This window comes from Streptomyces sp. NPDC008238, assembly GCF_042956445.1.
Classification (GTDB): Bacteria; Actinomycetota; Actinomycetes; order Streptomycetales; family Streptomycetaceae; genus Actinacidiphila.
The window spans coordinates 1-24,048 of record NZ_JBIBGK010000047.1; the positions used below are offsets into that span (position 1 = coordinate 1).

Below are 24,048 nucleotides of genomic sequence, written 5' to 3' on the forward strand. Positions count from 1 at the left end.
TCCTTGAGGGTGTCCTCGTTGACGTCGGAGAGGATCATGTGGAAGCCGTAGTCGATGGCGCACTGGGCGTCGGCCTTGGCGTGCCAGGTGTCCAGACCGGCCCGCAGCGACTCGCCCACCGACTGCACCGCGAAGTCCACGATCGTCGTCGTCCCGCCCCAGGCGGCGGCCCGGGTACCGGTCTCGAAGGTGTCCGAGGCGAAGGTGCCACCGAAGGGCAGCTCCATGTGGGTGTGCGCGTCGACACCGCCCGGAATGACGTACTTCCCGGTGGCGTCGATGACGCGGTCGGCCGACGCGGTCCAGCCCTGCGCCGGGTCGGAGTCGTGCGTCGCGAGGGCGGCGACCCGGCCACCCTCGACGAGGACGTCGGCGTGGACCTCCTCCGCGGCCGTGACGACCAGTCCGCCCCGGATGACGATGCGGCTCATGCTCCCACTCCTTCCAACGGCTGAGGGCGGGGTCCCCGGAAACCTCGATGCCATGTCGGAACGGCTCTACGCACGTAGACCCCGCCATGGTGGAGAACGTATGACCGGTCACCCACGGTGGCAATACCGCTGCTCTCCATCGACGGGATCGACGGGGACGATCGCTCCTCCTCCACGCCGCCGTACGGCGAACGCTCACAATATGCCACGAACCGGGCGTTCGGGTCTGTAGGCGACGAGGTGCGAAATCGCATTGCCCCCGCCGCGTCCGCGCCGCGACGATGGGCGGATGGAGCCATCCGCATGCGGCTGAGGCTGCGTCACATCCGTCCGCGTACCGGCCCGGTGGAGCACCGGATCGTGCAGCCGTGGCATCCACCGCGCCACACGGCGCTCACCGATCCCACCGGGTACGGCTTCCTGGTCGGCGACCACGCGGGACTCTCGGCCCTCGCCGGGCTGTTCTCCTTCGCGGCCTGCTCGCGGCGGACCCTCGTCCACGTACCGCTGCGCGACGGCGTCCCCCTGGGCGATGAGGCGTTCGTGGACGCGTGCGGCGGCCGCGTGGACCTCGTCCTGGTCCACCACTCGCTGGGCCTGCGGGTGAGCGAGTGGCCCCGGCTGCGCCGCGGGCTCACCGGCGGGGTCCCCCTGACGGCCCGTACGGACGAGGCGCGCACGGAACGCGACGCCGACGCCTGGTGGAGGCGGCACGGGCACGCGGACGCCCGCGACCGGCTGCGGCCGGTCAGCCACGCCCGGACGCTGTTCCTCGTCGGCAGCCGCGGCACGTTCTCCTCCGCCGCGACGCGGCTGGCGTGGGCGGCCGGCCAAGGACCGCGTCAGAAGGGCGTGGTGAAGGGCCGTATGGCCGTGGTCGAGCAGCTCACACCGCTGCTGGAGCACACGAGCCGCGGGCGCGGGCCCGAGCTCGACGTCGCCTTCACGGCGTACCCGCCGTACGCCCACTTCCGCCGGCCGGGCCGTCCGCGCCGGGGCGACGTGCCCTCCCCCGCTTCCACCGGGCCGCGGGCGGCACAGCCATGAGGTTCGCGACGTTCAACGTGCTCCACGGCCGGCCGATCACCGACGGCAGGCCGGTCCCCTTCCCCGGCGGGACGGCCGCCGGGGAGCCGCTCGCCCGGGCCGTCGCGTCGCTGGACGCCGACGTCCTCGCGCTGCAGGAGCTGGACCGCTTCCAGGAACGGTCCGGCGGGCTGGACCAGGCCGCGGTGGCCGCGGCGGCGTCGGGCGCCCGGGACTGGCGTTACGCGTCCGCGGTGCACGGCCGCTCGGTGCCGGGCACGGGATGGGTGCCCGATCCGGCCGAGCCGGGGCTGCGCGTGTACGGGCCGCGGGACGCCGCCCAAGGCGACGGCCCGCCGTCGCACGGGATCGCCCTGGTCACCCGGCTTCCCGTACGGGAGTGGCGGGCCCGTCGGCTGTCCCCCTCGCCCGTGGGGGTGCCCCTGCGGGTGCCCGGGGTCGCCGGGCTGCGGATGATGTCCGACCAGCCGCGCTGCGCCCTGGCGGCCGTCCTGGAGGGGGCGCGCGGCCCGTTCACGGTGGTCGCGGTGCACCTGTCGTTCGTCCCCGGCTGGAACGTGGGCCAGTTGGTGGCGGTCCGCCGCTGGATCGCCGGGCTGCCCCGGCCGCACCTGCTGCTGGGCGACCTCAACCTGGTGGGACCGGTGCCACCGCTGGTGCTGGGCGGTGCCTGGCGGACACTGGCCCGGAGGCGTACCTACCCCTCGCACCGTCCCATGGTGCAGTTCGACCATGTGCTGGCGGCCGGGGTCGGGCGGGCCGCCGTGCGCTCCGCGCGGGCGCCGGCCGTACCGGTCTCGGACCACCGTCCGCTCGTCGTCGACCTGGAGCCCTGACGGCGGTTCGGCGGGCGCGGGGCCGCGCCCCGCGCCCGTGGCACACCGTGCTGTGCCGTGCCGTCAGGCGGGTCCGTCGCCCAGTTCGCTCTGCGCCTGCTTGAGCGCCGACTCCAGGATCGAGGCGCCTTCCTCCGCCTCGGCGACGGTCAGGGAGAGCGGCGGGGCGATGCGCAGCGCGTCGCCGGCCCGGCCGCCCTTGCCGATCAGCAGGCCGCCCTCACGCGCCGCTTCGAGGACCACGCCCGCGGCGGCCGCCGTGGCCAGCTCGACGCCCAGCATCAGCCCGCGTCCGCGCACCTCGCGCACCACCGGGAGCCCGGCGGAGATGGCCTCCAGCCGCGACTTGAGCAGGCCGCCCACGCGCCGGGCGTTGCCCTGCAGGTCGTGGTCGAGGAGGTACTGCAGGTTGGCCAGCGCGCCGGCCGTGGTGATGGGGCTGCCGCCGAACGTGGAGATGGAGTTGGCAGAGAGGCAGTTCATCACCTCGGCGCGGGCGACGACGCCGCCCATCGACATGCCGTTGCCGACGCCCTTGGCGAAGGTCAGGACGTCCGGCGGGCCGGAGCCCTCGTGTGCCTGCCAGCCCCAGAAGTGCTCACCGGTCCGGCCCCAGCCGGTCTGCACCTCGTCGGTGATCCACAGGATGCCGTGCCGGTCGAGGACCTCCTTGAAGGCGGCCAGCAGCCCGTCGGGGCCCGAGGTGAAGCCCCCGACGCCCTGGACCGGTTCGGCGATCAGGGCGGCGACCTGGCCGTTGGCCTGGCCGAGGATGTCCTCCAGGTCCGCCACGCACGCGGCCGTGAACTCGGCGTCGGACAGGTGCGCGTAGGGGCCGCGATGGCGGACGCCGCCGTGCACGTACAGCGTCTGCAGCGGCGACAGGCTCGTCGGCGACCAGGAGGTGTTGCCGGTGATGCCGATCGCCGAGAAGGAACGCCCGTGGTAGCTGTTGCGCAGCGCCAGGATCTGGTTGGACTTCCGGTAGGTGGTGGCGAGCAGCAGCGCGGTGTCATTCGCCTCCGTGCCGGAGGTGGTGAAGAAGACCCGGGCGTCCGGGATGCCCGACAGGCGGGCGATGCGCTCGGCGAGGTCGACGGCCTGCGAGCTGAGGTAGAGCGTGGAGGAGTGCAGGATCCTCCCGGCCTGCTCGCGGATCGCGGCGGTGACCTCCGGCAGGGCGTGGGCGGTCATGGTGGTGAGGATGCCGCCGAAGAAGTCGAGGTACTGCCGCCCCTCGGCGTCCCAGACGTGGCGGCCCTCGCCGTGGGTGATCTCGATGGGCTCCCGGTAGTACGTCGCGAGCCACTGCGGCATCACGGCCCGGTGGCGGGAGTGGAGCGCGGCGTGCGGGTTCTCGGTGATGGTCATGGACGTGTTCACGCCTCCGTCAGGGTGCCGTAGGCGTCAGGGCGGCGGTCCCGGTAGAAGGCCCACTGCTGGCGCACCGCGGGGATCAGGTCGAAGTCCAGGTCGCGCACGATCAGCTGTTCCTCCTTGTCGGAGGCGACGTCGCCCACGAACTGGCCCCGCGGGTCGACGAAGTAGGACGTTCCGTAGAAGTCGTTGTCGCCGTAGGCCGGTTCCTGGCCGACCCGGTTGATGGCGGCGACAAAGTACTCGTTGGCGACGGCGGCGGCCGGCTGCTCAAGTTGCCACAGGTACGAGGAGAGCCCGCGGTGGGTCGCCGAGGGGTTGTAGACCAGTTGCGCACCGGCCAGGCCGAGCGCCCGCCAGCCCTCGGGGAAGTGGCGGTCGTAGCAGATGTAGACGCCGACCTTGCCGACGGCCGTGTCGAAGACCGGCCAGCCCAGGTTGCCGGGCTTGAAGTAGTACTTCTCCCAGAAGCCCTTGACCTGCGGGATGTGGTGCTTGCGGTACTTGCCCAGGTAGCTGCCGTCGGCGTCGATCACAGCGGCGGTGTTGTAGTAGAAGCCGTCCTGCTCGATCTCGTAGACCGGCACCACCGTCACCATGCCCGTCTCCCGGGCGAGGGCCTGCATACGCTGCACGGTCGGGCCCTCCGGCACCCGTTCGGCCCACCGGTAGTTCTCGGCCTCCTGTACCTGGCAGAAGTACGGGGCGTTGAACACCTCCTGGAAGCCGATCACCCGGGCGCCCTGCGCGGCCGCCTCGCGGGCGTGCTCCTCGTGCTTCGCGATCATCGACTCGGTGTCACCGGTCCACGTCGCCTGGACGAGCGCGGCGCGTACGACTTTGGGCATGACAGCTCCTTTGACGCGAGGTCACGCCGGAACGGCGGGCTGGTCTACGCACGTAGATCCGGCGCTGGGACGAACGTAAGAGCCCACAGCCCACTGTGGCAATACCGGCGCCTTTACTCAACGAAGCCGATCAGGTTTCGCGGCCGGGCAGACCCGCTCGGCGCAGTGCGGCGGCCACGTCGCGGCGTTTGGACGCCGACACCAGCCCGGCCGCGTCCAGGAGCGGGCCGACGAGCCCTGGACCCTCGTGGGCGATGCCGGCGGCCGCCTCCGGGCTGCGGGCGCCGACGAGGGCGGCCAGCAGGCTCAGTGCCGCGTCCCGGTGGCCGGCGTCGAGGAGGGCCCCGGCGGTCCCGGCCACCTCGGCGGCGGGCCGTGCGGCGGCCTGGTGCAGCAGGCTCCGGCGGTCGTCGCCGCGGCCGGCGGAGTCCAGGGCGGCCGCGGCGGCCGCCAGACGGTGCGGGGGCTGCGCGGCCAGCTCCCAGAGCAGGGTGGCCACGTCCGCGGCCAGTCCGCAGCGCTCCAGCGCGGCCGCGAGTTCGGGGACGTCCTCGGGCGGGCCCGCCACGGCCTCGCTCATCAGCACGTACGCCTCACCGGTGCGGCCGGTGCGGCGCAGTTCCGCCATGCGCGCCGCGGTCGCCCGGGCGGCCTGCCCGCGGGCGGGAGCGGTCGTACGGACGTCGCCGCGGTCCTGCCCTGGCTCGTGGCCGTCGGGGGCGTCGTGGCCCGCCGCGCCGGCGAACCGGGCCCCGCGGGGTGCGGCACCGGCGCCGTCCTCCGGTGCCTCGACGACGGGCGGCAGGGCCACCTCGGCCTCGGGTGCCCCGGCGAAGCGGGCCCCGCCGTAGCGTGCTCCGGCGCGGGGGCGTTCCCGGCGTGCGGGGTCCGGTGCGGGAGCGGGGGCGGTGGCACGACCGCCGCCCTCCGGCGGCGGGTCCGGTTCCGCCCGCGGGCGTAACCACCCCTCGGGCACGGCGGAACGTGAGCGCACCGCGTCCAGGCGCGTCCGGAGCTCCGCACAGCGTGCGACGGCCCGTTCGCGGTCGTCGCGGGCCCAGGCGAGTTCGTTGCCGAGGCGCTCGGCCTCGGCGGGTGTGGCGGCGCCGCGCAGCGCGGCGGCGACCGCGCGTTCGTGCAGCACCACGTGCCGGCGTTCCCTTAGCAAGGCGTCCAGCCTCGCGCTGAGCGCCGCCTCGCCGCCCGGTGCGGCGTCGTGGGCGGCAACGGCGGCGGCGTGCAGGCCACGGGCGGGCCGGGCGGTCTCCTGGGCCTGGTGGGTGCCCTGGGCGGCGGCCACGTCCTGGAGGAGGGCGTGGACGACATCCCACGGCGGGACGTCGGTGCCGTCGAGCCAGGCCCGCACACCCGCGGGATCGCGTTCGGCGAAGACCGCGTACCAGCCATGCGTGCCGCCCGCCGCACCGACCAGCCCCCGCAGGTACCGGGCGAACTCACCGACCGGGTCGGCGACCTGGCCGCGCACCCCGCGTTCCACTCTCGCTCCTCCCTGCCCGCCGCCCGGCGGCGGAAGCGTGTGGTCCGCACGGCATTCGACACCCGTCGTGTTACAGCGGCGCTACGGAGAGTTTTCGCGCAGGGGGCGGCGGCTGCACGGGCGCCCGGGCCCCGCGCGGAGGCACGGCGGCGCGCCCCCGCGGACGGACGGCTGCCACCGCCGTGTCCCGCCGCTCAGGACTGGGCCGCCTCCGGGCGGTGGCGGCGGTAATGGCGGGCCACGCGGGCGCGGTTGCCGCACGAGGGCTTGCACCACTCCTGGCGGCCGTGGGACTTGACGAAGTAGCGGACGCACCGTGGCGCGGCGCAGGCGCGCAGCCGCGCGCGATCGGGGCCGGCGAGGAAGTCGACGGCAGCGCGGGCGAGTTCGGCGACGATCCGCGCGGTCGGATCGGCCGACTCCACGGCGGGCGCCGGCCGGGCCACGGGCGCCTCCTGCGCCTCCCACACCAGCCGCGGGACGACGGGGACCCGCGCCGCCGCGGCGTTGAGGTGCGCGAGGGCCTGCTCGGCGGGCATCAGGCGTCCGGCGTCGGCCGGGCTGGCCGGTCCGGGCGCCACTGCACGGGCGAAGAGCGCGCGTACGGCGCGGCGGAGCGCGAGCACCTCGGCGAGCGCGGTGTCGTCCGCGACGAATCCGCCGTCCTGCGGGAGGTGTTCGCGGACCCAGGCCGTGAGCGCGGACGGGTCGCCCAGGTCGTCGGCGACCCCTCCGTCGCCGTCGTGCCTGATCGTGCTCACCAGTTCCAGGGCCAGGCAGCGCTCCACGGCGCCCCTCCTCTTGATCGTCCGCCGGCGGCACTCTACCGTTCTAACGTCAAAGGAAAGATTAATCATTAAGCCTGGAGGGGAGCGGCCCATGCTGCTGGCTCACATCAGCGACCTGCATCTCGACGGCACCGAACGCTCGACGGAGCGCGCCGGCCGCGTCATGTCCTACCTGCGCGGGCTGCCGAGCCCGCCCGACGCGCTGCTGGTCACCGGGGACATCGCCGACCACGGCGCCCCGGCCGAGTACGAGGAGGCGGCCCGGCTCCTCGACGCGCCGTTCCCGGTGCTCCCCTGCCCGGGCAACCACGACCGGCGCGCCGCCTACCGCAAGGCGCTGCTGGGCGAGGCCGAAGGGACGGGACCGGTGAACCGGGCGCACCTCGTCGCCGGAACCGCGGTCCTGATGTGCGACTCGACGATCCCGGGCGAGGACGACGGCCTCCTCGACGAGGAGACGCTGGAATGGCTGTCAGCCGCGCTGGACGGGCTGGATACCGGCACCCCGGCCCTGGTGGCCTTCCACCATCCGCCCGTCGCGCTGCACCATCCGCTGCCCGACGGCTACCGGCTCGGCCGGCCCGCCGCCCTGGAGGAACTGCTGGGCGCGCACCCCGAGGTGATCGCCGTCCTCACCGGCCACGCCCACACGCCCGCGGCCACCACCTTCGCCGGACGGCCGCTGATCGCGGCACCCGGGGTGACGTGGACGCTGCGCATGCCGTGGGAGGGCGAACCGGACGGCTCGGTGGCCGACCGTACGGCGCCGCCCGGCGTCGCCTTCCACGTGCTGGACGACGAGCGGCGCCTGACGACCCATTACCGCGTGGTGCTCTGAACCACCATCGCCGAGCCGCCACCGCGGCGCACCGTCTCGGCGGCGGCGAGCCAGCGGCCGTCCCGCAACCGCTGGACGCCCGTCGTGGCGCCGATCTCGCCCGCGTCGGCGAAGCTGTGCCCGATGTCCTTCAGCTCCGCCGCCACGTCGCTCGCGAGGAAGCCGGGCTCGACCTGCGTGGCCGCGGCGTTGCGCTGGCTGGCGCGCGGCGCGGCGATCGCGTCCACCAGGGGCAGGCCGCGGTCGACGTGCTCGGTCAGCACCTGCAGCACGGTGGTGATGATCGTGGCGCCGCCGGGCGAGCCGAGCGCGAAGTCCACACGGCCGTCCTTCAGCACGATCGTCGGCGACATCGAGGAGCGCGGCCGCTTCCCGGGTCCCGGCAGGTTGGGGTCGTGGACCGAGGCGCTGGCCGGGACGAACGAGAAGTCGGTCAGCTCGTTGTTGAGCAGGAAACCGCGGCCGGGCACGGTGATGGCGCTGCCCCCGGTCTGCTCGATGGTCAGCGTGTACGCGACGACGTTGCCCCACTTGTCGGCGACCGTGAGGTGCGTGGTGCTGTCGCCCTCGTACGTCGTGGGGGCGGCCTTGCCACCGCTGGAGCAGCGCGCCGGGTGGTACGGGTCCCCCGGGGCGACCGGGCTGGTCAGCACCGCGTCGTCCTTGATCAGGCAGGCCCGGGAGTCGGCGAAGGACTGGGACAGCAGCCCCGCGGTCGGGACCTTCTCGAAGGCCGGGTCGCCGACCCAGCGCCCGCGGTCGGCGAAGGAGATCCGGCTCGCCTCGAGGAAGCGGTGCAGGTACTGCGCCTCGGACAGGCGGGAGAGCCGGCCCGTCCGCTCCAGGATGTTCAGCGCCTCACCGACGGTGGTGCCGCCGGAGGAGGAGGGGGCCATGCCGTAGACGTCCAGCCCGCGGTACGACACCCGGGTGGGGCTCTGCGGCTTGGCCTTGTAGGCCTTCAGGTCGGCCGTCGTGAGGTCGCCGGGGCGGACGACCCGGGTGGCGGCCGGGTCCACCGGCGGCTTGCGCACGGTGTTCACGATGTCGGCGCCTATGCCCCCGCTGTAGACGGCGGAGACGCCCTTGCGGCCCAGCTCGGAGTAGGTGCGGGCGAGGTCGGGGTTCTTGAGGGTGGAACCGACGGCCGGCAGTTGCCCACCGGGCAGGAAGAGCGCGGCGGTGGCCGGGAAGTCCTTGAAGCGCGCCTGGTTGGCCTCCGTCTGGCTGCGGAAGGTGGCGTCCACGGTGAAGCCGTCGTGCGCGAGGCGCTCGGCGGGCCGCAGCACGTCGCGCAGGCTCCGGCTGCCCCAGGACCTCAGGGCGGTGTCCCAGGTCGCGGGGGTGCCGGGGACGCCGACGCTCAGACCGCTGGTGACGGCGTCGTTGAAGGGCAGCGGCTGGCCGTTCTCGACGAAGAGCTTGTCGGTGGCGCTCTTGGGGGCCGTCTCGCGGCCGTCGATGGTGTGGACCTTGCGCTGCCCGGCGTCGTAGTAGACGAAGTAACCGCCGCCGCCGATGCCCGAGGAATAGGGCTCGGTGACGCCCAGGGCGGCCGCGGTGGCCACCGCGGCATCCACGGCGTTCCCCCCGCGCCGCAGCACCTCGATGCCGACGGCGGAGGCGTCGGGGTCGACGCTGGAGACCGCGCCTCCGTAGCCGACGGCGAGCGGGACCTTGGCGGGCGTCGCGTCCCGGGCCGGGGCGTCCGCCCCCGGCGGTGCCGCGGCCACCGACAGCGCGGCGGTGGCGGTTACGGCGAGCAGCGACAGACTCCGTACAGCGTGACGACGCATACGTGGACCTCCACTGGGGCGACCGTCCGGGCAGCCTAACCCCACCCTGCCTTCCTCGTCAGGAACGCCTCAACTACGATCCCGGCCCATGAGCGACGACGTGCGCAATATCGTGCTGGGACTGGCCGCGAGCGGTATCAGCGCCGTGCTGGGCTGGTTCGTCCGCACGTACCTGTGGCGGCGCAAGCTGCGCCGCAAGCAGCGTTTCTTCGGGCTGCCCACCGGCTCGGAGTGCCTGATGGTGATCAACCGCGACCCGGGCTCGACGCGGGGATGGAGCGTGGCACGCCATGACGTCTTCGCGCTGATCGAACTGTCCGCGCTGATCAAGGAGTGCGGCGCGCACGCCGAGATCCTGCCCCACGACACCGCCTGGCAGGGCTTCGGCGCCCGCACGGAGTTCTGCATCGGCGGCCCGATATCCAACCACCGAATGGCTGCGCACCTGCGCTCCATGCTGCCCGGTTTCCAGGTCAAGGACTTCACCGGGCCCGTCGAGGACCAGGGCGCGCTGACCGTGGGCGGCGAGACCTACCGCATGGAGAAGGGCGAGGTGGAGTACGTCTTCCTGGCCCGGCTGGCCGCCGACGAGAACACCGGGAACAACCGCCCGGTCTTCCTCGCCTCCGGCCAGCGCGGGGTGACCAACCAGGCCGCCGTGCGCTACCTCGCCCGTCACCACCAGCGGCTGTCCCGCAAGTACGGGGTGGACGGCACCTTCTGCCTGCTGCTGAAGGTCGTCAACTCGGACGCCTACGGACCCGACGTGGTGGAGGTCGTCGCCGACGTCACCCGCGAGGCCAGGACAGCCCCCGCCCTCCCCGTGGCCGTCACCGCGGAGTGACGGCCCGGGACGGGGCGGGCGGCCGCGGGGGCAGGGCACCCCGCGGCCCCGTCATATGCGGCCGCGTACGCAGAGCCGGTCCAGGACGGCGGCGGCCATGGCCTTCTCGCCCAGCGCGTTGGGGTGGGCGGGCGCGGCCGGAGCGGCGGGCGCGAGCGGCTCGATCCAGCGGACGCCGGGGGCCGTGCACATGTCGTGGTCCACGGTCGGGGTGTAGGTGTCGACGTAGGTCGCGTGGGCGGCCTTGGCACGACGGGCCAGCATGGCGTTGAGCCGCTTCTCGGTGTCCCGGAGGTAGGCGAAGTCCTTGTCGGCGAAGGGCACGGCCGGGCGGCAGCCGACGCCGCTGTCGGGGAGCAGCGCCGGGTAGCCGACGACCACGACACGGGCCCGCGGTGCGCGGTGCCGGATGGCGTCGAGCACGGCGTCGACCTTCGGGGCCGTCTGCTCGACCGCGGTCCGCAACTGGTCGGTCCCGCCGGCCGTGTAGTACTTCTCGCAGGGATTGCCGGTCGGGTCGGAGAGCGCGGCGCCGGCGCAGGTGCGGATGATGCTGCCGAAGCCGACGTCGTTGCCGCCGATCTGCAGGGTGACCAGCGAGGTGCGCCGGTTGAGCGCGTCCAGCTGGGGCGGGTTGCTGCCCTGTGCCTTCCACATCTCGGCGGTGGTGGCCCCGCCGCAGCTCACGTCGGTGAGGGTGGTGCCCCTGAGCCGCTGCGCCACCAGCGAGGGGTAGTTCCGGTTCGACCGGGCGCAGTTGGCGTCCACCTGGTCGGGGATGAGCGGTCCCGACGTGTACGAGTCCCCGAGCGCGACGTACGCGTCCCGGTGGCCGTTGCCGTGACCATGGCCGTGGTGCCGGCCGTCGCGCGAATGCGCGGTGGCCGGGACCGCGCTCACCGCGGTGAGCAGGATCGCGGCCGACGCCGCGGCCGCTCCCAGGATCGATGCACGTCCGACACCCATCGGGCCCTCCCCCTGTCGACGCTGACGGGTTCAGATTCGGCGCCCCGCGTGGCCCAAGTCAATGGATGCGTCGCAAGTTCGCTTGATGGACTGACGTTCCCTCAGCTCACCGCAATCATTACCGGCGCGCAACATGCAGCCCATTACCTGAGGTAAGTCTCCCTGGCCACTCTCCGGTCACTTCGTCCCGGGGACATCGGGAGCCGCCATGAGAACGCCTCGCACCACCGCGGGAACGTTGTCCGCACACCTGCTCGCCACCACGGCACTGGACATCGCGACCCCCGCCGCACGGGCCGCGACGGCCGGCGCGAACCCCGCGGCCGGCGGCTCCACCGCTCCCTCCGTCCGCTTCGCCGACATCCCGGGAGCCGGTGGGATCACCCTCACGGGCAACCTCTTCACCCCATCGGTGCGAACGGCACCGGCGGTCGGGTTCGGGCCGCTCGACGTCGCGGACGTCTCCGAGGTCGTCGACCGGACCCTCGCCAACACCCCCGCCGATCCCGGCCGGATCGGCGGGGCGGGCGTCCCCTACGGCGCCGGGCTGGCCCTCATGGAGGCCGCGCACGACCCGCGCGTCGGAACCGGACCCGCCGCCGGAGGGCGGCGGTCGTGCCACCGCCCCCGCTCCCGCACCGGCCCCCGGACGCCGGGAACGCCCCGGCGGCGGACCCGTCGCGGGTCTCCGTACCGCTTCGCCGACCGTCACTCCCGTAGCGTGCGTACCTCGGTACGCAGCCGTGGCCTCCGTACCTAACGTCGTGCCAGGAGCGGGAGAGAGGACGGGCGGGGATGGCCGAGCCGGGGCCGGTGTACCAGTGGATCGCCGACGACCTCATGCGGCGGATCGACGAGGGACTCCTCAAGCCCGGGTGCCGCATCCCCTCCCGCTCCCGGCTCAAGGAGACCTACCGGGCGAGCGACCAGACCGTCGACCGCGCGGTGCGCGTGCTGAAGGCGGCGGGCTACGTCGAAGGTCAGTTCGGGCGGGGGGTGTTCGTCGTCGACCGGTCCACCCTGGGGACGCTCGACCGCGGCACGGGCGCCGTGGACTCGCCCTTCGCCACCCGGGTCGCCGGGGACACCACGACCGTGGACTGGGAGGCCTCGACCGTCACCACCACCGCCCCGCCGGCCATCGCCGAGCGGCTCGGCATCGTCACCGGCGACCCGGTGGTGATGACGCGTTACGAGTACCTGGCCGACCGCCGGCCCGTGCAGCTCGCCACCAGTTGGGAGCCGCTGGCCGTCACCGACGGCACGGACGTCGCGCACCCCGAGCGCGGCCCCTACGCCCGCCGCGGGGTGCGGGGGCGGCTGGCCGCGATCGGGGTACGGGTGGTGCGGGCCCGCGAGGTCCTGGAGTCGCGGCCCGCCACCGGCTGGGAGGCACAGACGCTCGGCTGCGCGCACGGTCAGTGCGTGACGGCGGTCCAGCGCACGTACTTCGACGCCGACGACCGCGCCGTCGAGACCTCGGACACGGTGATCCGCGCCGACCGCTGGCGCGTGGCCTACAGCATCGACTTCTCGTCCTGACCGGCCCCGGCGGGGGCGCGCCCCACCGGCCGGTGACGGCGGCCGGTCGTCATCGGCCTCCGGCGGCCGCGCCCGCGTGGCCCTCGCCGAGCACCCGGCCGACCAGCGCGTCGCGGTCTGCCTTGGGGATGGCGGTCCAGCGGGTACCGCGGATCGCGCCCTCGAGGGCGAGCAGGGTGTGGGTGCAGGCGTCCTCGGGAAGCCCCTCGCGGATCATCGCGAAGGCCCCTCCGGATCCGAGGCGGCGCAGCTCGTCGGCGTCCGGCACGCCGGCGCTGCGGAGGCGCTCGGCCAGGACCGCGCCGATGTTGGGCATCTGCTGCAGGGAGTCCATGCCCCCATCATGCACCTCCCGACGCCCCGTCAGACGGCGATCTCGGCCCAGACACGCTTGCCGCCCGGCAGGAGTTCTGTCCCCCAGCGGTAGGTCAGGGCCGAAACGACCTGGAGACCGCGGGTGCTCCCGGTCGTGTCGGGGACCCGGCCGGTCAGTACCAGGCAGGGCGGAGTGCGGGAGCCGTCGCGGACCGACATGTGCACCAGCGTCAGCCGCCGGGACAACGTGACGCCCACCCGCCGGCCCCCGGCGTGGCGCACCGCATTGGAGACGAGCTCGGTGAGCACGATGCCCGCGGTGTCCAGCAGGTACCCGAGGTCCCACGCGTCCAGGGTCGCCGCCAGGATGCGCCGCGCCTGAGCGGGCGCCAGGTCGTCGGCGGGCAGGAAGACCTCGCCCAGCAACACGGTGGCGGGCGGGGACGGGACGGGTTCGGCCGCCGGATCGTGGGTATGGAGGTTGTCCGGGGGCGAGTCGTCGCCCGCGCCGCGGCCGGCGCCGGGGGCGGCGCGCCGGTACGGCGGCCGTGCGGCCAGGTTGTCCCCCATGTGACCACCTCACAGGTGTCGTAGGTGGCGCCGAGCATTCCCGCGAAGCACCTGTGCACGCGATACCCCCGCGCTATTCTCACCACGACATACCCGCTGGTAACGCCGGTGGACCGCCGCCGGGGTGGACGGGAGTCGTGGATGTCGGGACCGGTTTCCGGTGATGCCGTCGAGATCCCCGCGTGGGCCTGGGAGCGCGAGGAGATTCGGGAGGCCCTGCGGGCCCGCGACGCCGGGGCCATCCTGCGGTTCGCGCAGCAGTACGGCGGCGCGAGCCAGTCGCGCATCGCGGCCGCGACGGGGCTGCTGCAGGGCCGGGTCAACGAGATCGTGCGGGGCCGCCGTTCGGTGGTGCGGTTCGACGTGTTCGAGCGCATCGCGCAGGGACTGCGCATGCCGGACCACGCACGGCTGCTCATGGGGCTCGCACCCCGCCGCCTGCGCTCCTACGGCGTCCGGGACCTGATGGACCATCCGCAGGTGGCCGCGGTCGCGCTGACCAAGCCCGAGGCCGCCGCGGAGATCCGTGAGGTGGCGGCGAGCGCCGATGCGGTGGACGTGGTGGGCGTACGCGCCCTCGGCCTGCTGGCGCTCGGCGACTCGCTGCTGCGCGGCCCGCTGACCCGCCGGGACCGGACCGGGACCGCCCGCATGCGGCTGCTGTTGCTGCACCCGGAGAGCCCGGCGGTGGCCCGGATCGCGGAGGAGGTCGGCGAGACACCGCGCTTCTTCTCCTCGAGCCTCCGTTTCGCGGAGGACATGCTCGGTGCCCTCGCCGAAGAAGGAACGATTCGGCTCGAGGTCTACCGCTACCGCACCCCACCGGTGTGGAGGCTGGTGCGCCTCGACGGCGCCACCTTCGTCTCCGTCATCGGACCACCGGCCGACCCGCGGGGCTCGCTGGTCTACCGGCTCGCCGCCACCCCGCCCGGTTCGGTGCTCTACGGCTTCGAGCGCTGGTTCGAGGCCATGCTCGGCGAGGCCGAACGCGTCATCTAGGGTGCCCGTCGCGGGCCCGGCGGGCGATCAGACCTCGGAGGCCTCGGCGTAGACCTGGGACAGCTCCGGGGTACCGCTCTCCGCCCACTCGTGGCCCGCCTCGACGACGTCGAGTTCACGGCCGGAGGCCAGCTGGATGACGGGCCGTCCGTTGGGCCAGATCTGCCAGCTCGCGCCCGGGACGGTGCGCACCACGACCGTGCCGAGGTAGAGCCCGGCGTCGTTGCCGAGCCAGGACAGCTCGTCCGGGTCGTCGCGCCAGCGCGGCACCAACTGGTCCAGGCGCTCCAACGAGAGGGCAGTGTCGTCCAGTTCCACGCCCTCGGCCTCGGCCCTGGCGCGCAGCAGCTCGCACTCCGAGAGCAGTTCGGTGACTCCTTCCTGGTCCTCGGCGAGGGACTCCGGTACGGCCGCGCCGCGGACCTCGCCGTACCGTTTGCGCCACCTGTCCAGGAAGGAGATGTCCATGGGCATCAGCCTATGGCGTAGGCCTTGCGGAGTGTCTCGTGGACGGTCCATGTCGTGCGGTCTCCTTCGCGGAGGACGCAGACCTCTCCCGGACCGAGCTCCAGGGTCGGTCCGCCCTCCACCTCGACGGTGGCGCGTCCGCTGACGACCACGAACATCTCGTCCGCCTCGGTGTCGGTCACCACGCCCGGGGTGATCTGCCAGATCCCCCTGGAGCGGGTGCCGTCGGCCGACCGCCACAGCACCTTCCCGGTGACCTCGGGGGAGCCGGAGACGATCTGTCCCGCGTCCAGGGGTTCGGGTTCGAGCACGGCGGCGGCGATGTCGACGGAGAAGCTCTTCATGGCCGGAGCGTACGCGCGGGCGTATGCCAACGGTAACGACACGTTGTATACGTTCCGTTGCCGCACAATACGTGACGTAAGGCTGCCCGGCGCGAGAAGGGCCACGCAATGCGGGATGAACGGGAAGCCGGGGGGCGGGCGGCGGACCGCGCCTGGCGGCTGCTGGAGGAGCTGGCGGCGCGGGCCCCGGGCACGGTCCGGCTCGCAACCGGCGCGCAGGACGCCGAGATCGCGGCGTGGGGCGTGCCGCTCCCCGGCGAGGTGCGGCGCCTGGTCGGCAGGGTGCGGTCGATCCGCATCGGCGGCCTGGAGGAGTACCGGCTCGCCCCCGAGCGGGGTCTGCACCCCGGCGGCTGGGCCGTGGGGCCACCCGGCTCCGCGCACCTGCTGCACGAGTCGGGCGGGGACACGCTCTTCGTCGACGTGGACGGGGGCACCGGCGCCTGGGGCCGGGTGTTCGCGGCGACCGGGGTCTTCCCCGACACCTGGGCGTACGTCGCGCCCTCGCTGGTCGACTGGGTCACCCTGCTGGCACGGGCGGGGCTCGCGGCCCTGGAACGCCTGGCCCCCGATGCGGAGCCTGGGGCGGCCCGGGCCGACGGCTCGGTCCCGGACCACGCCGCGGTGCTGGAACGGCTCGCCGAGACCTCGAACGTCTTCTCCTACCGCCCCGACCTGCGGGGCACCCCGGTGGGACAGGCCCGGCCGGCGGCGGACCCGGAGCTGGCCGCCGTGCTGACCGGACTGCCGGACGACGCCCTGGTGGTGGACCTGCGCGAGGTGGCGCACCCGGCGACCCTGCACCTGCCCTGCCCGCCGGGGCTGCGCGGCCACGTCGAGTTCCAGCGCAGGGCCGGGGGGCGCTTCGCGCTGGGCCTGCCCAGGACCGGTCAGACGTCCAGGTCGACCACGACGGGGGCGTGGTCGGAAGCGCCCTTGCCCTTGCGCTCCTCGCGGTCGACGTAGGCGTCGCCGACCGCCTTGCTGAAGGGCTGGTTCGCGTAGACCAGGTCGATCCGCATGCCGCGGTTCTTGGGGAAGGCCAGCTGGCGGTAGTCCCAGTAGGTGTAGGGACGGTCGTACTTCAGCGGGCGGGGCACCACGTCGCTGAGCCCGGCCTCGCGCAGGTGTGCCAGCGCCTCGCGCTCGGCGGGGGTGACGTGGGTCATCCCCTCGAAGACCGTGAGGTCCCACACGTCCTCGTCGGTGGGCGCCACGTTGTAGTCGCCGAGGACGGCGAAGGGGCGCTCACCCGCCGCGTCCTCCGCGACCGCCGCGCTCAGCGCCTGGAACCAGCGCAGCTTGTACGCGTAGTGCTCGTGGCCGACCTCACGGCCGTTGGGCACGTACACCGACCAGACCCGGACCGGGCCGCAGGTCGCCGAGACCGCGCGGGGCTCGTCGACCTCCTCGTACAGCGGGCCGCCGGGCAGGCCGACGACGACGTCCTCGAGGCCCACCTTGGACAGGAGGGCGACCCCGTTCCACCGGCCGGTGGCGTTGACGGCGGTCTCGTAGCCGAGGGCGCGCAGTTCCTCGAACGGGAACTGCTCCTCGGTGCACTTGGTCTCCTGGATGCACAGCACGTCCGGGCTGTTCTTCTCCAGCCAGGCCAGCAGCCGCGGCAGGCGGGCGGTGATCGAGTTGACGTTCCAGGTGGCGATGCGCATGGACCCGAATGTACCGCCCGCCTCCGACAACCGGTCCCGGGGCGTTCCCGGCGGCCGTCCGCGGCAGGTCGTGCGGCCGGGGCGTCAGCCCAGGTCGGTGCTGTCGCCGGGGGCCAGCCTGCCGTGCTCCGCGCCGCCGACACCGGGCCCGTCGGGGCCGAGCAGCCGGTCGTACAGGGTGCGGGCGAGGTCGTTGAGGAGCCCGTCGTGCACGTCGATGGCGCGGGCCGGCTTCACCTCGCGGAGGTAGTCGATGACCTCGGAGACCTTGTTCCAGGGGGCGTGCACGGGCAGCAGCAGCGTCTCGACGGACCGGCCGGGCACGGTGAGCGCGTCGCCGGGGTGGAAGACGGAGCCGTCGACGAGGAAGCCGACGTTGGTGATGCGCGGGATGTCGGGGTGGATCACGGCGTGCATCTGGCCGTGCACCTCGACGTCGAAGCCGGCCGCGCTGAAGGTGTCGCCCTCGCCCACGGTGTGGACCCGGCCCGGGAAGGCGGCCGAGACCTGGTCCGCGACGCTCTTGAGGGTCCAGATCTCGGCGGCGGGGTCGGCCTCCAGGGCGGCGCGCAACTGCTGCTCGCTGAAGTGGTCCGCGTGCTCGTGCGTGACGAGAACCGCATCCGCCCCCACCGCGGCGTCCGGCTCGGTGAAGCCTCCGGGATCGATGACGAGCACGCGCCCGTCCTTCTCCAGGCGGACGCAGGCGTGGCCCCTCTTCGTCAGCTTCATGACTCTCCTCCGGAGCGGTGATCCTTTGCGTGGCCATCATGGCCGAGGCCGTGCGCGCCGCACACGCCGCATCCAGGTGGTGGCGCCGATGGGCCGGCGGGCCGACGCTGCCGCCCTGCGCGCGGGCTCACTCCCCTGGCCGAGTCTCCTCCCGGATGACGCGCCGCGCCACCGCGTGGGCGGAGGTGGCGGCGGGCACCCCGAGGTAGACGGCGGCGTGCAGCAGCACCTCCTCGATCTCGGCCGGGGTGAGGCCGCCGCGCAGCGCCGCCCGGGTGTGCGCGGCCAGTTCCGTGTGGTGGCCGCCCGCGACGAGTGCGGTCAGGGTGATGACGCTGCGGGTCCGCCGGTCGAGCCCGGGCCGGTTCCAGAGCTCGCCCCAGGCGTAGCGGGTGACGAACTCCTCGAAGGCTCCGGCGGGCTCGTCTGCCTCCTCGGCCTCCACCCGGTCGACGTGCGCGTCGCCCAGGAGCTCGCGCCGGGTGCGGTCGCCCTCGGCGTACGGGTCGACGCGGCCGGGCGCGACGCCCCCCTGGTGCTGCGGCCCGGGCCGTACGGGGGCCGCGACCGCCGGTGCGGGCTCCGGGGCGACGGCCGCGGGCTGCACGGGCGCGGCCACGACGACGGGCTGCTCGGTCCAGGTGGCCTCGAAGTGGCGTACGAGGAGCTCGCCGACGGCCGCGGGCTGCTCGACCGGCACCAGGTGCGAGGCTCCGGGGACGACCGCGAGCCGCGCGTCCGGTATCCCGGCGACCAGGGCCCGGGCGTCGGCGGGCGGTGTCACCTGGTCCTCGGCGCCGCCCAGGACCAGCGTCGGCACGGTGATCCGGCCCAGCTCGGCGCGCACGTCGTGGGAGGCCAGCGCCTCACAGGCGGCGACGTAGCACTCCGGGTCGACGGCCCGGGCCATCTGGACGGACCAGTCCACGATGGCGGCCTGGGCGGCACGGAAGGCGGGGGCGAACCAGCGCTCGGGGGCGCTGAGCGCGATCTGCTCCAGGCCGTTGGCGCGGACGACCGCTCCGAGCTGCCGCCAGGCGTCGGGCGTCCCGAAGCGGGCCGCCGAGGAGACCAGGGCGAGCGAGGCGACGCGCTGCGGGGCACGCAGTGCCAGCTGGGTGCCGACGGCGCCGCCGAAGGCGCAGCCGGCGTAGCCGAAGCGCTCGATGCCAGCCTCGTCCAGGGTGCGCAGCAGGCGGTCGGCCAGTTCGGCGGTGGACACCGAGGCGTCGGCGGGTGCGCCGCCGTGCCCGGGGAGGTCGTACCGCAGCACCCGCCACTGGCGGGTCAGCTCGGGTATCTGCCGGTCCCACATGTGCCACGTCGTGCCCAGTGAGGGGCCGAGGACCAGGACCGGCGCGTCCTGCGGCCCGTCGACGCGGTGCTGGAGGGTCTGCGTGCTCTGCTCGTCGCTCACTCGCTCCACGCTATCGAGGCGTTCGTGGGCGGGGACGGCCGGGCCCCGCGACGGCGTGGGCGGCCTTGGGGCGCCTGGGCGCCGGTCAGCGGAAGTTTATCGTGGACACGACATAGACCACGGGGTGGTCCGTGTTGGAGAAGTCGACCGTGATGTTGTGGTCCGGCTTGTCACCGTGCTGCTTGAGCTTCAGGCCGGCCCACTTGCCGGACGCGCCGAAGTCCCAGCGCACGGCGCGGGCCTGTTTCGGGCTCACGGTCACGTCGCCGTCCCGGAGGGCGGAGCGGCTCCGGCCGTACTGGGCGAGGAAGGTGTCCAGGCCGCCCTGGTTGGTGCGGAACTGCACGTAGAAGGAGCTGGCGGCCCAGTTGTTGGTCTCCAGGTACGCCACCGGCGCCGAACCGGACGGGATCGTCACCTCGTAGATGCGCCGCTGCACCTTCGTGGGCCACAGGTAGGTGAGCGTGGTGGCGGCCGCCTGCTCCTGCTTCTCCTCGCCGCTGTCCCGGCTCTGCTCCGCGGAGATGATCACGTAGCCGATCGGCACCAGGATCAGCAGCGGGACGACCGTCCACTGCACCCAGCGCGGTGGCCTCCTCGGGGGCATGGCACTCACTTGCCGACAACCTTCGCGTAGCGCTCGTACCGCTCGACCCGCCGCCGGTTGGCCCGCCGGAAGCGGCGCGCGACCAGCCGCGCCAGATCCGCGGCGCCGACCATCCCGGCCTCGGGGCCGAGCTGCGCCTTGACGATACGCGCCTCGGGCCGGTATCCGCGCCCGGTCAGATGGCGCCGGAAGGCGTCACGGGCCGGGGCGATCAGCAGGTCGTCGGCCGCGCTGACGCCGCCGCCGATGACGAAGCAGGAAGGGTCCAGGGCGGCGGCGAGATTGGCGATGCCGACGCCCAGCCACTGGCCGATGTCCTGGAAGAGCTCGACGCACATCGCGTCACCCTCACGAGCGAGCTCCGTGATGAGCGGACCGGTGATCTCCCGCACCTGGCCGTCGACCCGGTCGATGATCCCGTACGCGACCGGGGAGTCCGCCGCCGCGAGCTCACGGGCCTCGCGCACCAGGGCGTTGCCCGAGCTGTACTGCTCCCAGCAGCCGCGGTTGCCGCAGGCGCAGCGGTGCCCGCCGGGCACGACCTGCATGTGTCCGAACTCGCCGGCGACACCGAAGCGGCCCCGCTTGACGTGGCCGTCCTCCAGGATGGCGCCGCCGATGCCGGTGCCGAGCGTGATCATCACGAGGTCGCTCTCGCCGCGGCCGGCACCGAAGCGCCACTCCGCCCAGGCGGCGGTGTTCGCGTCGTTGTCGACCATGACCGGCACCCGCAGGCGCTCGGTGAGACGGGCCTTCAGCGGCTCGTCACGCCAGGACAGGTGCGGGGCGAAGAGCACCCGGGAGCGGTCGGCGTCCACCCAGCCGGCCGCGCCGATGCCGACGGCGTGCACGTCGTGCCGCTCGGACAGGTCGAGGACGAGCTCGGTGATGGTGTCCTCCACCACCTTCGGGCTCTTGCTCTTGTCCGGCGTCTCGGTGCGCAGCTTCTCCAGGATGTTGCCGTCCGCGTCGACCACGCCGGCCATCACCTTGGTGCCGCCGATGTCGATGCCGACGGTGGGGACGCGGGGCGCGGTGAGGTGCGAGCGGCGCTCGCGGCGGCCCACCGTGCTCAGGAGCGTGGAGCTGCTGGAGGAGCGGGCGGCACCCCGGTACATGCTCATCGGTTCACCCCCGTGGATCCGATCCCGGACTCGGTCCCGAACTGCTGCTCGGTCGTCGCTCGCAAGGCTCGTCTCTCCGGGGTCGGGGGCGGTTCTCCGAGTGATTCTAAGTGCCCGGGATCGCGGGGGCGTGGCCCCGGTCCCGGGCGACGACGGGTGGGTGCGCGGGGCGGGCGGCCGGGGCCGCCCGCCCGCCGTCACGGTGCCGGGCGGCGCAGCTCGTGGGCGAGGGTCTCCAGGTCCGTGCCCCCGGCCATTTCCCGAGTGAGCTCGTCCACCGTGATCCCCTCCCTGGTGTAGGTGCCGGTCATCGTGCCGCGGCGCAGCAGGACGAAGCGGTCGCCGACGAGGTGGGCGTGGTGGGGGTTGTGCGTGATCAGGACCACGCCGAGGCCGGCGTCCCGTGCCGCGGCGACGTACTTCAGCACGACGCCGGACTGCCGGACGCCGAGCGCCGCCGTGGGCTCGTCGAGGACGAGCACCTTGGCCCCGAAGTGCACGGCGCGGGCGATGGCGACGCACTGGCGCTGCCCGCCCGACAGGGTGCCGATGGGCCGGTCCACGTCGCTCAGGTCGATGCCCATGTCGCGCAGCGCCGTGCGCGTGGTCTCCCGCATCAGGGCGACGTCCAGGCGCTTGAAGGGGCCCCGGCCCCTGCGCGGCTCGGAACCGAGGTAGAAGTTCCGCCAGACCGGCATCAGCGGGACGACGGCCAGGTCCTGGTAGACGGTGGCGATGCCGTGGTCGAGTGCCTCACGGGGCGACGCGTGGCACACGGGCACGCCCTCGATCTCGTAGCTGCCCCGGTCGTGCTGGTGCAGCCCCGCGATGATCTTGATGAGGGTGGACTTCCCGGCGCCGTTGTCACCGAGGACGCAGGTGATCTCCCCCGCGTGCACCTCCAGGGAGACGTCCTCCAGGGCCCGCACGTGCCCGTACGCCTTGCTGACGTCGGTCAGCCTCACCAGGGCCGTCACTTCGCCGCCTCCGCCCGCTTGCGCACCCAGGCGTTGAGCAGTGTGGCCAGCAGCAGCATGGCGCCCAGGAAGAACTTGAACCAGTCCGGGTTCCACTCGGCGTAGACGATGCCCTTGCTGGTCATGCCGAAGATGAACGCGCCCACCGCGGAGCCGATGGCCGAGCCGTAGCCGCCGGTCATCAGACAGCCGCCGATCACCGCGGCGATGATGTACAGGAACTCGTTGCCGATGCCCTCTCCCGACTGCACCACGTCGAAGGAGAACAGCAGGTGCTGTCCGGAGATCCACGCGCAGAAGGCGACGGCCATGTAGAGGCCCGTCTTCGTACGGGTGACGGGGACGCCGACCGCGCGGGCCGCGTCAGGGCCGCCGCCGGACGCGAAGATCCAGTTGCCGGCGCGGGTCCGCAGCAGCACCCAGGTCGCGACGGCGACCAGGGCGATCCACCACAGGATGGTGACCTGGAGGTCGACGTCGCCGATGGTCAGGTGCGAGGCGAACAGCGCACGCGCCGAGGGGAAGCCCTCCATGTCGGCGATGGACTTGGTGCTGACCGTGCCGTCGATGAGCTTGGTGAAGCCCAGGTTGAGCCCGGTGAGCATCAGGAAGGTGCCCAGCGTGATGATGAAGCTCGGCAGCTTGGTGCGGGCCAGCATGATGCCGTTGAAGAAGCCGATGGCGAGGGTGACGAGCAGCGAGACGCCGACGCCAACCCAGACGTTGGCCGTCATCTGGTAGCTGAACATCGACGACACCAGGGCGGAGGACGTCACCAGGACGCCCGCCGACAGGTCGAACTCGCCGCCGATCATCAGCAGCGCCACGGGCACCGCCATGATCCCGATGGTGGACGCCGCGTACAGGACGGTCCCGAGGCTCGCCGGCCGCAGGAAGGAGTCGGCCGCCACGGAGAAGAAGACGAAGACGGCCACGGCGCCGACGACGGCGCCCAGCTCGGGGCGGCTGAACAGGCGGTTCCCGAGCCCCCTCGGGGGCGCGAGGCTGTCCGCGGTCATCGGGTGCCCCGCTTCGCGTAGTCCTTCAGCGCGGCCGCGTCGTCCTTGGTGACGATCTGCGGGCCGGTGAGCACCGGGCCGCCGCCGCCGAGGACGTCGGCGTTGTAGCGGTAGAGCCACAGCAGGTCCACGGCCTCGTAGCCCTGCAGGTAGGGCTGCTGGTCCACGGCGAAGCCGAGGGTGCCTGCCTCCAGCGCGCCCGCGACCTGGCCGTTGAGGTCGAAGGTGTCGACCTCGGCCTTGCTGCCCGCCTGCTCCTTCGCCTTGACGGCGGTGGCGGCGTAGGGCGCGCCGAGGGTCACGACGGCGTCGATGGAACGGTCGGCGGCCAGCTTGGCCTGGAGGGCGGACTGGACGTCGGGCATGTTGGTGCCGTTGACGTAGAGGTTCTCCGTCGTGCCCTCGAAGGTGTTCCTCACTCCCCCGCAGCGCTGCTCGTGGCCGACGTTGCCCTGCTCGTGCAGCACGCACAGGACGTGCTTCCTGCCGCGCGCCGTGAGCTCGCCGCCGACGGCCTCGCCCGCGATGGTCTCGTCCTGGCCGATGTGGGCCAGGGCGCCGAACTCCTTGGACTGGGCGGACCCCGAGTTGATGGTGATGACCGGGATGCCGGCCTTCTCCGCCTTCAGAACGACGTCCTTCATCGCCTCGGGCTTCGCGAGCGTGACGACCAGGCCGTCGACCTTCTGGTCGATGGCCGTCTGCACCAGCTGCGCCTGGTCCTTGCCCTGGTCGCTGTTGGAGTACAGGAACTTGATGTTGTCCTTGGCGGCGGCCTGCCGGGCGCCCTTCTGGACGATGTCCCAGAAGCTGTCGCCGGCGCCGGCGTGGGTGACCATGGCGACCGTCCACCTCGGTGTGTCGACGGCCGATCCGTTGGCCTGGGCCTCCTTGGCCCGCTGTTCGGCGCGCAGGCCTCCGGTGCTGCTGCAGCCCGCCAGCGCCACACCGATGACCACTGTCAGTAGCGCACCGAGCGCACGCCTTCGCCTGTT

The 24,048-nt window shown here is 73.4% G+C and carries 27 protein-coding genes; 8 read left to right on the plus strand and 19 right to left on the minus strand.

The window, feature by feature from the left end:
* Window positions 1-431 (minus strand): amidohydrolase family protein (locus ACFZAU_RS40180; protein ID WP_500556332.1); only part of this gene is annotated, 431 nt, incomplete at its 3' end.
* A gap of 303 nt (window positions 432-734) precedes the next feature.
* Here ACFZAU_RS40180 and ACFZAU_RS40185 point away from each other — a divergent pair.
* Both ACFZAU_RS40185 and ACFZAU_RS40190 read left to right on the plus strand, forming a co-directional pair.
* A complete protein-coding gene (locus tag ACFZAU_RS40185; RefSeq protein WP_500556333.1) occupies window positions 735-1,478 on the plus strand; it encodes a hypothetical protein in 744 nt (247 codons plus the stop codon).
* The gene (locus ACFZAU_RS40190) at window positions 1,475-2,314 is read left to right on the plus strand and encodes an endonuclease/exonuclease/phosphatase family protein (RefSeq protein WP_500556334.1); all 840 of its coding nucleotides are present in this window, start codon (window positions 1,475-1,477) and stop codon (window positions 2,312-2,314) included. The genes ACFZAU_RS40185 and ACFZAU_RS40190 overlap by 4 nt, the downstream gene beginning before the upstream one ends.
* Window positions 2,315-2,377: 63 nt before the next feature.
* Here the strand turns inward: ACFZAU_RS40190 and ACFZAU_RS40195 are convergent, their stop codons facing one another.
* From ACFZAU_RS40195 to ACFZAU_RS40210, 4 genes are all read right to left on the minus strand, one after another.
* Window positions 2,378-3,685: an aspartate aminotransferase family protein gene (locus ACFZAU_RS40195; RefSeq protein WP_500556335.1), complete on the minus strand. Its 1,308-nt coding sequence runs from the start codon at window positions 3,683-3,685 to the stop codon at window positions 2,378-2,380.
* 8 nt (window positions 3,686-3,693) lie between these two features.
* Window positions 3,694-4,539 (minus strand): nitrilase-related carbon-nitrogen hydrolase, encoded by an 846-nt coding sequence (locus ACFZAU_RS40200; RefSeq protein ID WP_500556336.1) that lies wholly within the window; start codon window positions 4,537-4,539, stop codon window positions 3,694-3,696.
* A gap of 130 nt (window positions 4,540-4,669) precedes the next feature.
* Window positions 4,670-6,037 carry a hypothetical protein gene (locus ACFZAU_RS40205; protein WP_500556337.1) on the minus strand — a complete coding sequence of 456 codons (1,368 nt, stop codon included), beginning with the start codon at window positions 6,035-6,037 and terminating at the stop codon, window positions 4,670-4,672.
* A gap of 194 nt (window positions 6,038-6,231) precedes the next feature.
* Window positions 6,232-6,825 carry a CGNR zinc finger domain-containing protein gene (locus ACFZAU_RS40210; RefSeq protein ID WP_500556338.1) on the minus strand — a complete coding sequence of 198 codons (594 nt, stop codon included), beginning with the start codon at window positions 6,823-6,825 and terminating at the stop codon, window positions 6,232-6,234.
* Between the two features lie 91 nt (window positions 6,826-6,916).
* On the opposite strand from ACFZAU_RS40210, the gene ACFZAU_RS40215 reads away from it, so the two are divergent.
* Window positions 6,917-7,663 (plus strand): metallophosphoesterase, encoded by a 747-nt coding sequence (locus tag ACFZAU_RS40215; protein ID WP_500556339.1) that lies wholly within the window; start codon window positions 6,917-6,919, stop codon window positions 7,661-7,663.
* Here ACFZAU_RS40215 and ggt read toward each other — a convergent pair.
* On the minus strand, window positions 7,645-9,459 hold the full coding sequence (gene ggt, locus ACFZAU_RS40220; protein WP_500556340.1) for a gamma-glutamyltransferase: 1,815 nt from the start codon (window positions 9,457-9,459) through the stop codon (window positions 7,645-7,647). The two genes, ACFZAU_RS40215 and ggt, sit on opposite strands and share 19 nt — an antisense overlap.
* An 88-nt stretch (window positions 9,460-9,547) precedes the next feature.
* Here ggt and ACFZAU_RS40225 point away from each other — a divergent pair, with 88 nt between their 5' ends.
* Complete coding sequence (locus ACFZAU_RS40225; protein WP_500556341.1) at window positions 9,548-10,303, plus strand: hypothetical protein; 756 nt, start codon at window positions 9,548-9,550, stop codon at window positions 10,301-10,303.
* A gap of 51 nt (window positions 10,304-10,354) precedes the next feature.
* Here the strand turns inward: ACFZAU_RS40225 and ACFZAU_RS40230 are convergent, their stop codons facing one another.
* Entirely contained in the window at window positions 10,355-11,269 is a 915-nt protein-coding gene (locus tag ACFZAU_RS40230; protein ID WP_500556342.1) for an SGNH/GDSL hydrolase family protein, read from the minus strand.
* Window positions 11,270-11,477: 208 nt separating this feature from the next.
* Between ACFZAU_RS40230 and ACFZAU_RS40235 the strand changes: the two genes are divergently transcribed.
* Both ACFZAU_RS40235 and ACFZAU_RS40240 read left to right on the plus strand, forming a co-directional pair.
* Window positions 11,478-12,029: a hypothetical protein gene (locus ACFZAU_RS40235; RefSeq protein WP_500556343.1), complete on the plus strand. Its 552-nt coding sequence runs from the start codon at window positions 11,478-11,480 to the stop codon at window positions 12,027-12,029.
* A 35-nt stretch (window positions 12,030-12,064) separates the two neighbouring features.
* Window positions 12,065-12,811 carry a GntR family transcriptional regulator gene (locus ACFZAU_RS40240; protein ID WP_500556344.1) on the plus strand — a complete coding sequence of 249 codons (747 nt, stop codon included), beginning with the start codon at window positions 12,065-12,067 and terminating at the stop codon, window positions 12,809-12,811.
* Between the two features lie 49 nt (window positions 12,812-12,860).
* On the opposite strand, the gene ACFZAU_RS40245 is transcribed toward ACFZAU_RS40240, so the two are convergent.
* Window positions 12,861-13,145: a TfoX/Sxy family DNA transformation protein gene (locus tag ACFZAU_RS40245; protein WP_326571765.1), complete on the minus strand. Its 285-nt coding sequence runs from the start codon at window positions 13,143-13,145 to the stop codon at window positions 12,861-12,863.
* 29 nt (window positions 13,146-13,174) lie between these two features.
* Window positions 13,175-13,696 carry an ATP-binding protein gene (locus ACFZAU_RS40250; RefSeq protein ID WP_500556345.1) on the minus strand — a complete coding sequence of 174 codons (522 nt, stop codon included), beginning with the start codon at window positions 13,694-13,696 and terminating at the stop codon, window positions 13,175-13,177.
* A gap of 141 nt (window positions 13,697-13,837) precedes the next feature.
* On the opposite strand from ACFZAU_RS40250, the gene ACFZAU_RS40255 reads away from it, so the two are divergent.
* Window positions 13,838-14,695 (plus strand): helix-turn-helix domain-containing protein, encoded by an 858-nt coding sequence (locus ACFZAU_RS40255; RefSeq protein WP_500556346.1) that lies wholly within the window; start codon window positions 13,838-13,840, stop codon window positions 14,693-14,695.
* A 27-nt stretch (window positions 14,696-14,722) separates the two neighbouring features.
* On the opposite strand, the gene ACFZAU_RS40260 is transcribed toward ACFZAU_RS40255, so the two are convergent.
* Window positions 14,723-15,163, minus strand: coding sequence for a DUF6278 family protein (locus tag ACFZAU_RS40260; protein WP_500556347.1), 441 nt, complete (start codon window positions 15,161-15,163; stop codon window positions 14,723-14,725).
* A gap of 5 nt (window positions 15,164-15,168) precedes the next feature.
* Window positions 15,169-15,507, minus strand: a complete 339-nt coding sequence (locus ACFZAU_RS40265; protein WP_500556348.1) for a cupin domain-containing protein — start codon at window positions 15,505-15,507, stop codon at window positions 15,169-15,171.
* A 108-nt stretch (window positions 15,508-15,615) separates the two neighbouring features.
* Here ACFZAU_RS40265 and ACFZAU_RS40270 point away from each other — a divergent pair, with 108 nt between their 5' ends.
* A complete protein-coding gene (locus ACFZAU_RS40270; RefSeq protein ID WP_500556349.1) occupies window positions 15,616-16,473 on the plus strand; it encodes a hypothetical protein in 858 nt (285 codons plus the stop codon).
* Here the strand turns inward: ACFZAU_RS40270 and ACFZAU_RS40275 are convergent.
* The 8 genes from ACFZAU_RS40275 to ACFZAU_RS40310 all read right to left on the minus strand — a co-directional run bounded on the left by ACFZAU_RS40275 (window position 16,398) and on the right by ACFZAU_RS40310 (window position 24,012).
* Window positions 16,398-17,177 carry an exodeoxyribonuclease III gene (locus ACFZAU_RS40275; protein WP_500556350.1) on the minus strand — a complete coding sequence of 260 codons (780 nt, stop codon included), beginning with the start codon at window positions 17,175-17,177 and terminating at the stop codon, window positions 16,398-16,400. The genes ACFZAU_RS40270 and ACFZAU_RS40275 overlap by 76 nt on opposite strands.
* Window positions 17,178-17,261: 84 nt before the next feature.
* The gene (locus ACFZAU_RS40280; RefSeq protein ID WP_500556351.1) at window positions 17,262-17,909 is read right to left on the minus strand and encodes an MBL fold metallo-hydrolase; all 648 of its coding nucleotides are present in this window, start codon (window positions 17,907-17,909) and stop codon (window positions 17,262-17,264) included.
* A 127-nt stretch (window positions 17,910-18,036) separates the two neighbouring features.
* On the minus strand, window positions 18,037-19,326 hold the full coding sequence (gene pcaDC / locus ACFZAU_RS40285) for a bifunctional 3-oxoadipate enol-lactonase/4-carboxymuconolactone decarboxylase PcaDC (RefSeq protein ID WP_500556352.1): 1,290 nt from the start codon (window positions 19,324-19,326) through the stop codon (window positions 18,037-18,039).
* Window positions 19,327-19,411: 85 nt separating this feature from the next.
* Window positions 19,412-19,933: a hypothetical protein gene (locus tag ACFZAU_RS40290; protein WP_500556365.1), complete on the minus strand. Its 522-nt coding sequence runs from the start codon at window positions 19,931-19,933 to the stop codon at window positions 19,412-19,414.
* Window positions 19,934-19,938: 5 nt separating this feature from the next.
* A complete protein-coding gene (locus tag ACFZAU_RS40295; RefSeq protein WP_499601435.1) occupies window positions 19,939-21,057 on the minus strand; it encodes an ROK family glucokinase in 1,119 nt (372 codons plus the stop codon).
* A 197-nt stretch (window positions 21,058-21,254) separates the two neighbouring features.
* Window positions 21,255-22,034, minus strand: a complete 780-nt coding sequence (locus ACFZAU_RS40300; protein WP_500556353.1) for an ATP-binding cassette domain-containing protein — start codon at window positions 22,032-22,034, stop codon at window positions 21,255-21,257.
* Window positions 22,031-23,053 carry an ABC transporter permease gene (locus tag ACFZAU_RS40305; RefSeq protein ID WP_500556354.1) on the minus strand — a complete coding sequence of 341 codons (1,023 nt, stop codon included), beginning with the start codon at window positions 23,051-23,053 and terminating at the stop codon, window positions 22,031-22,033. Before ACFZAU_RS40305 ends, ACFZAU_RS40300 begins: the two co-directional genes overlap by 4 nt.
* The gene (locus ACFZAU_RS40310) at window positions 23,050-24,012 is read right to left on the minus strand and encodes a sugar ABC transporter substrate-binding protein (protein WP_500556355.1); all 963 of its coding nucleotides are present in this window, start codon (window positions 24,010-24,012) and stop codon (window positions 23,050-23,052) included. The genes ACFZAU_RS40305 and ACFZAU_RS40310 overlap by 4 nt, the downstream gene beginning before the upstream one ends.
* Window positions 24,013-24,048: the final 36 nt, after the last annotated feature.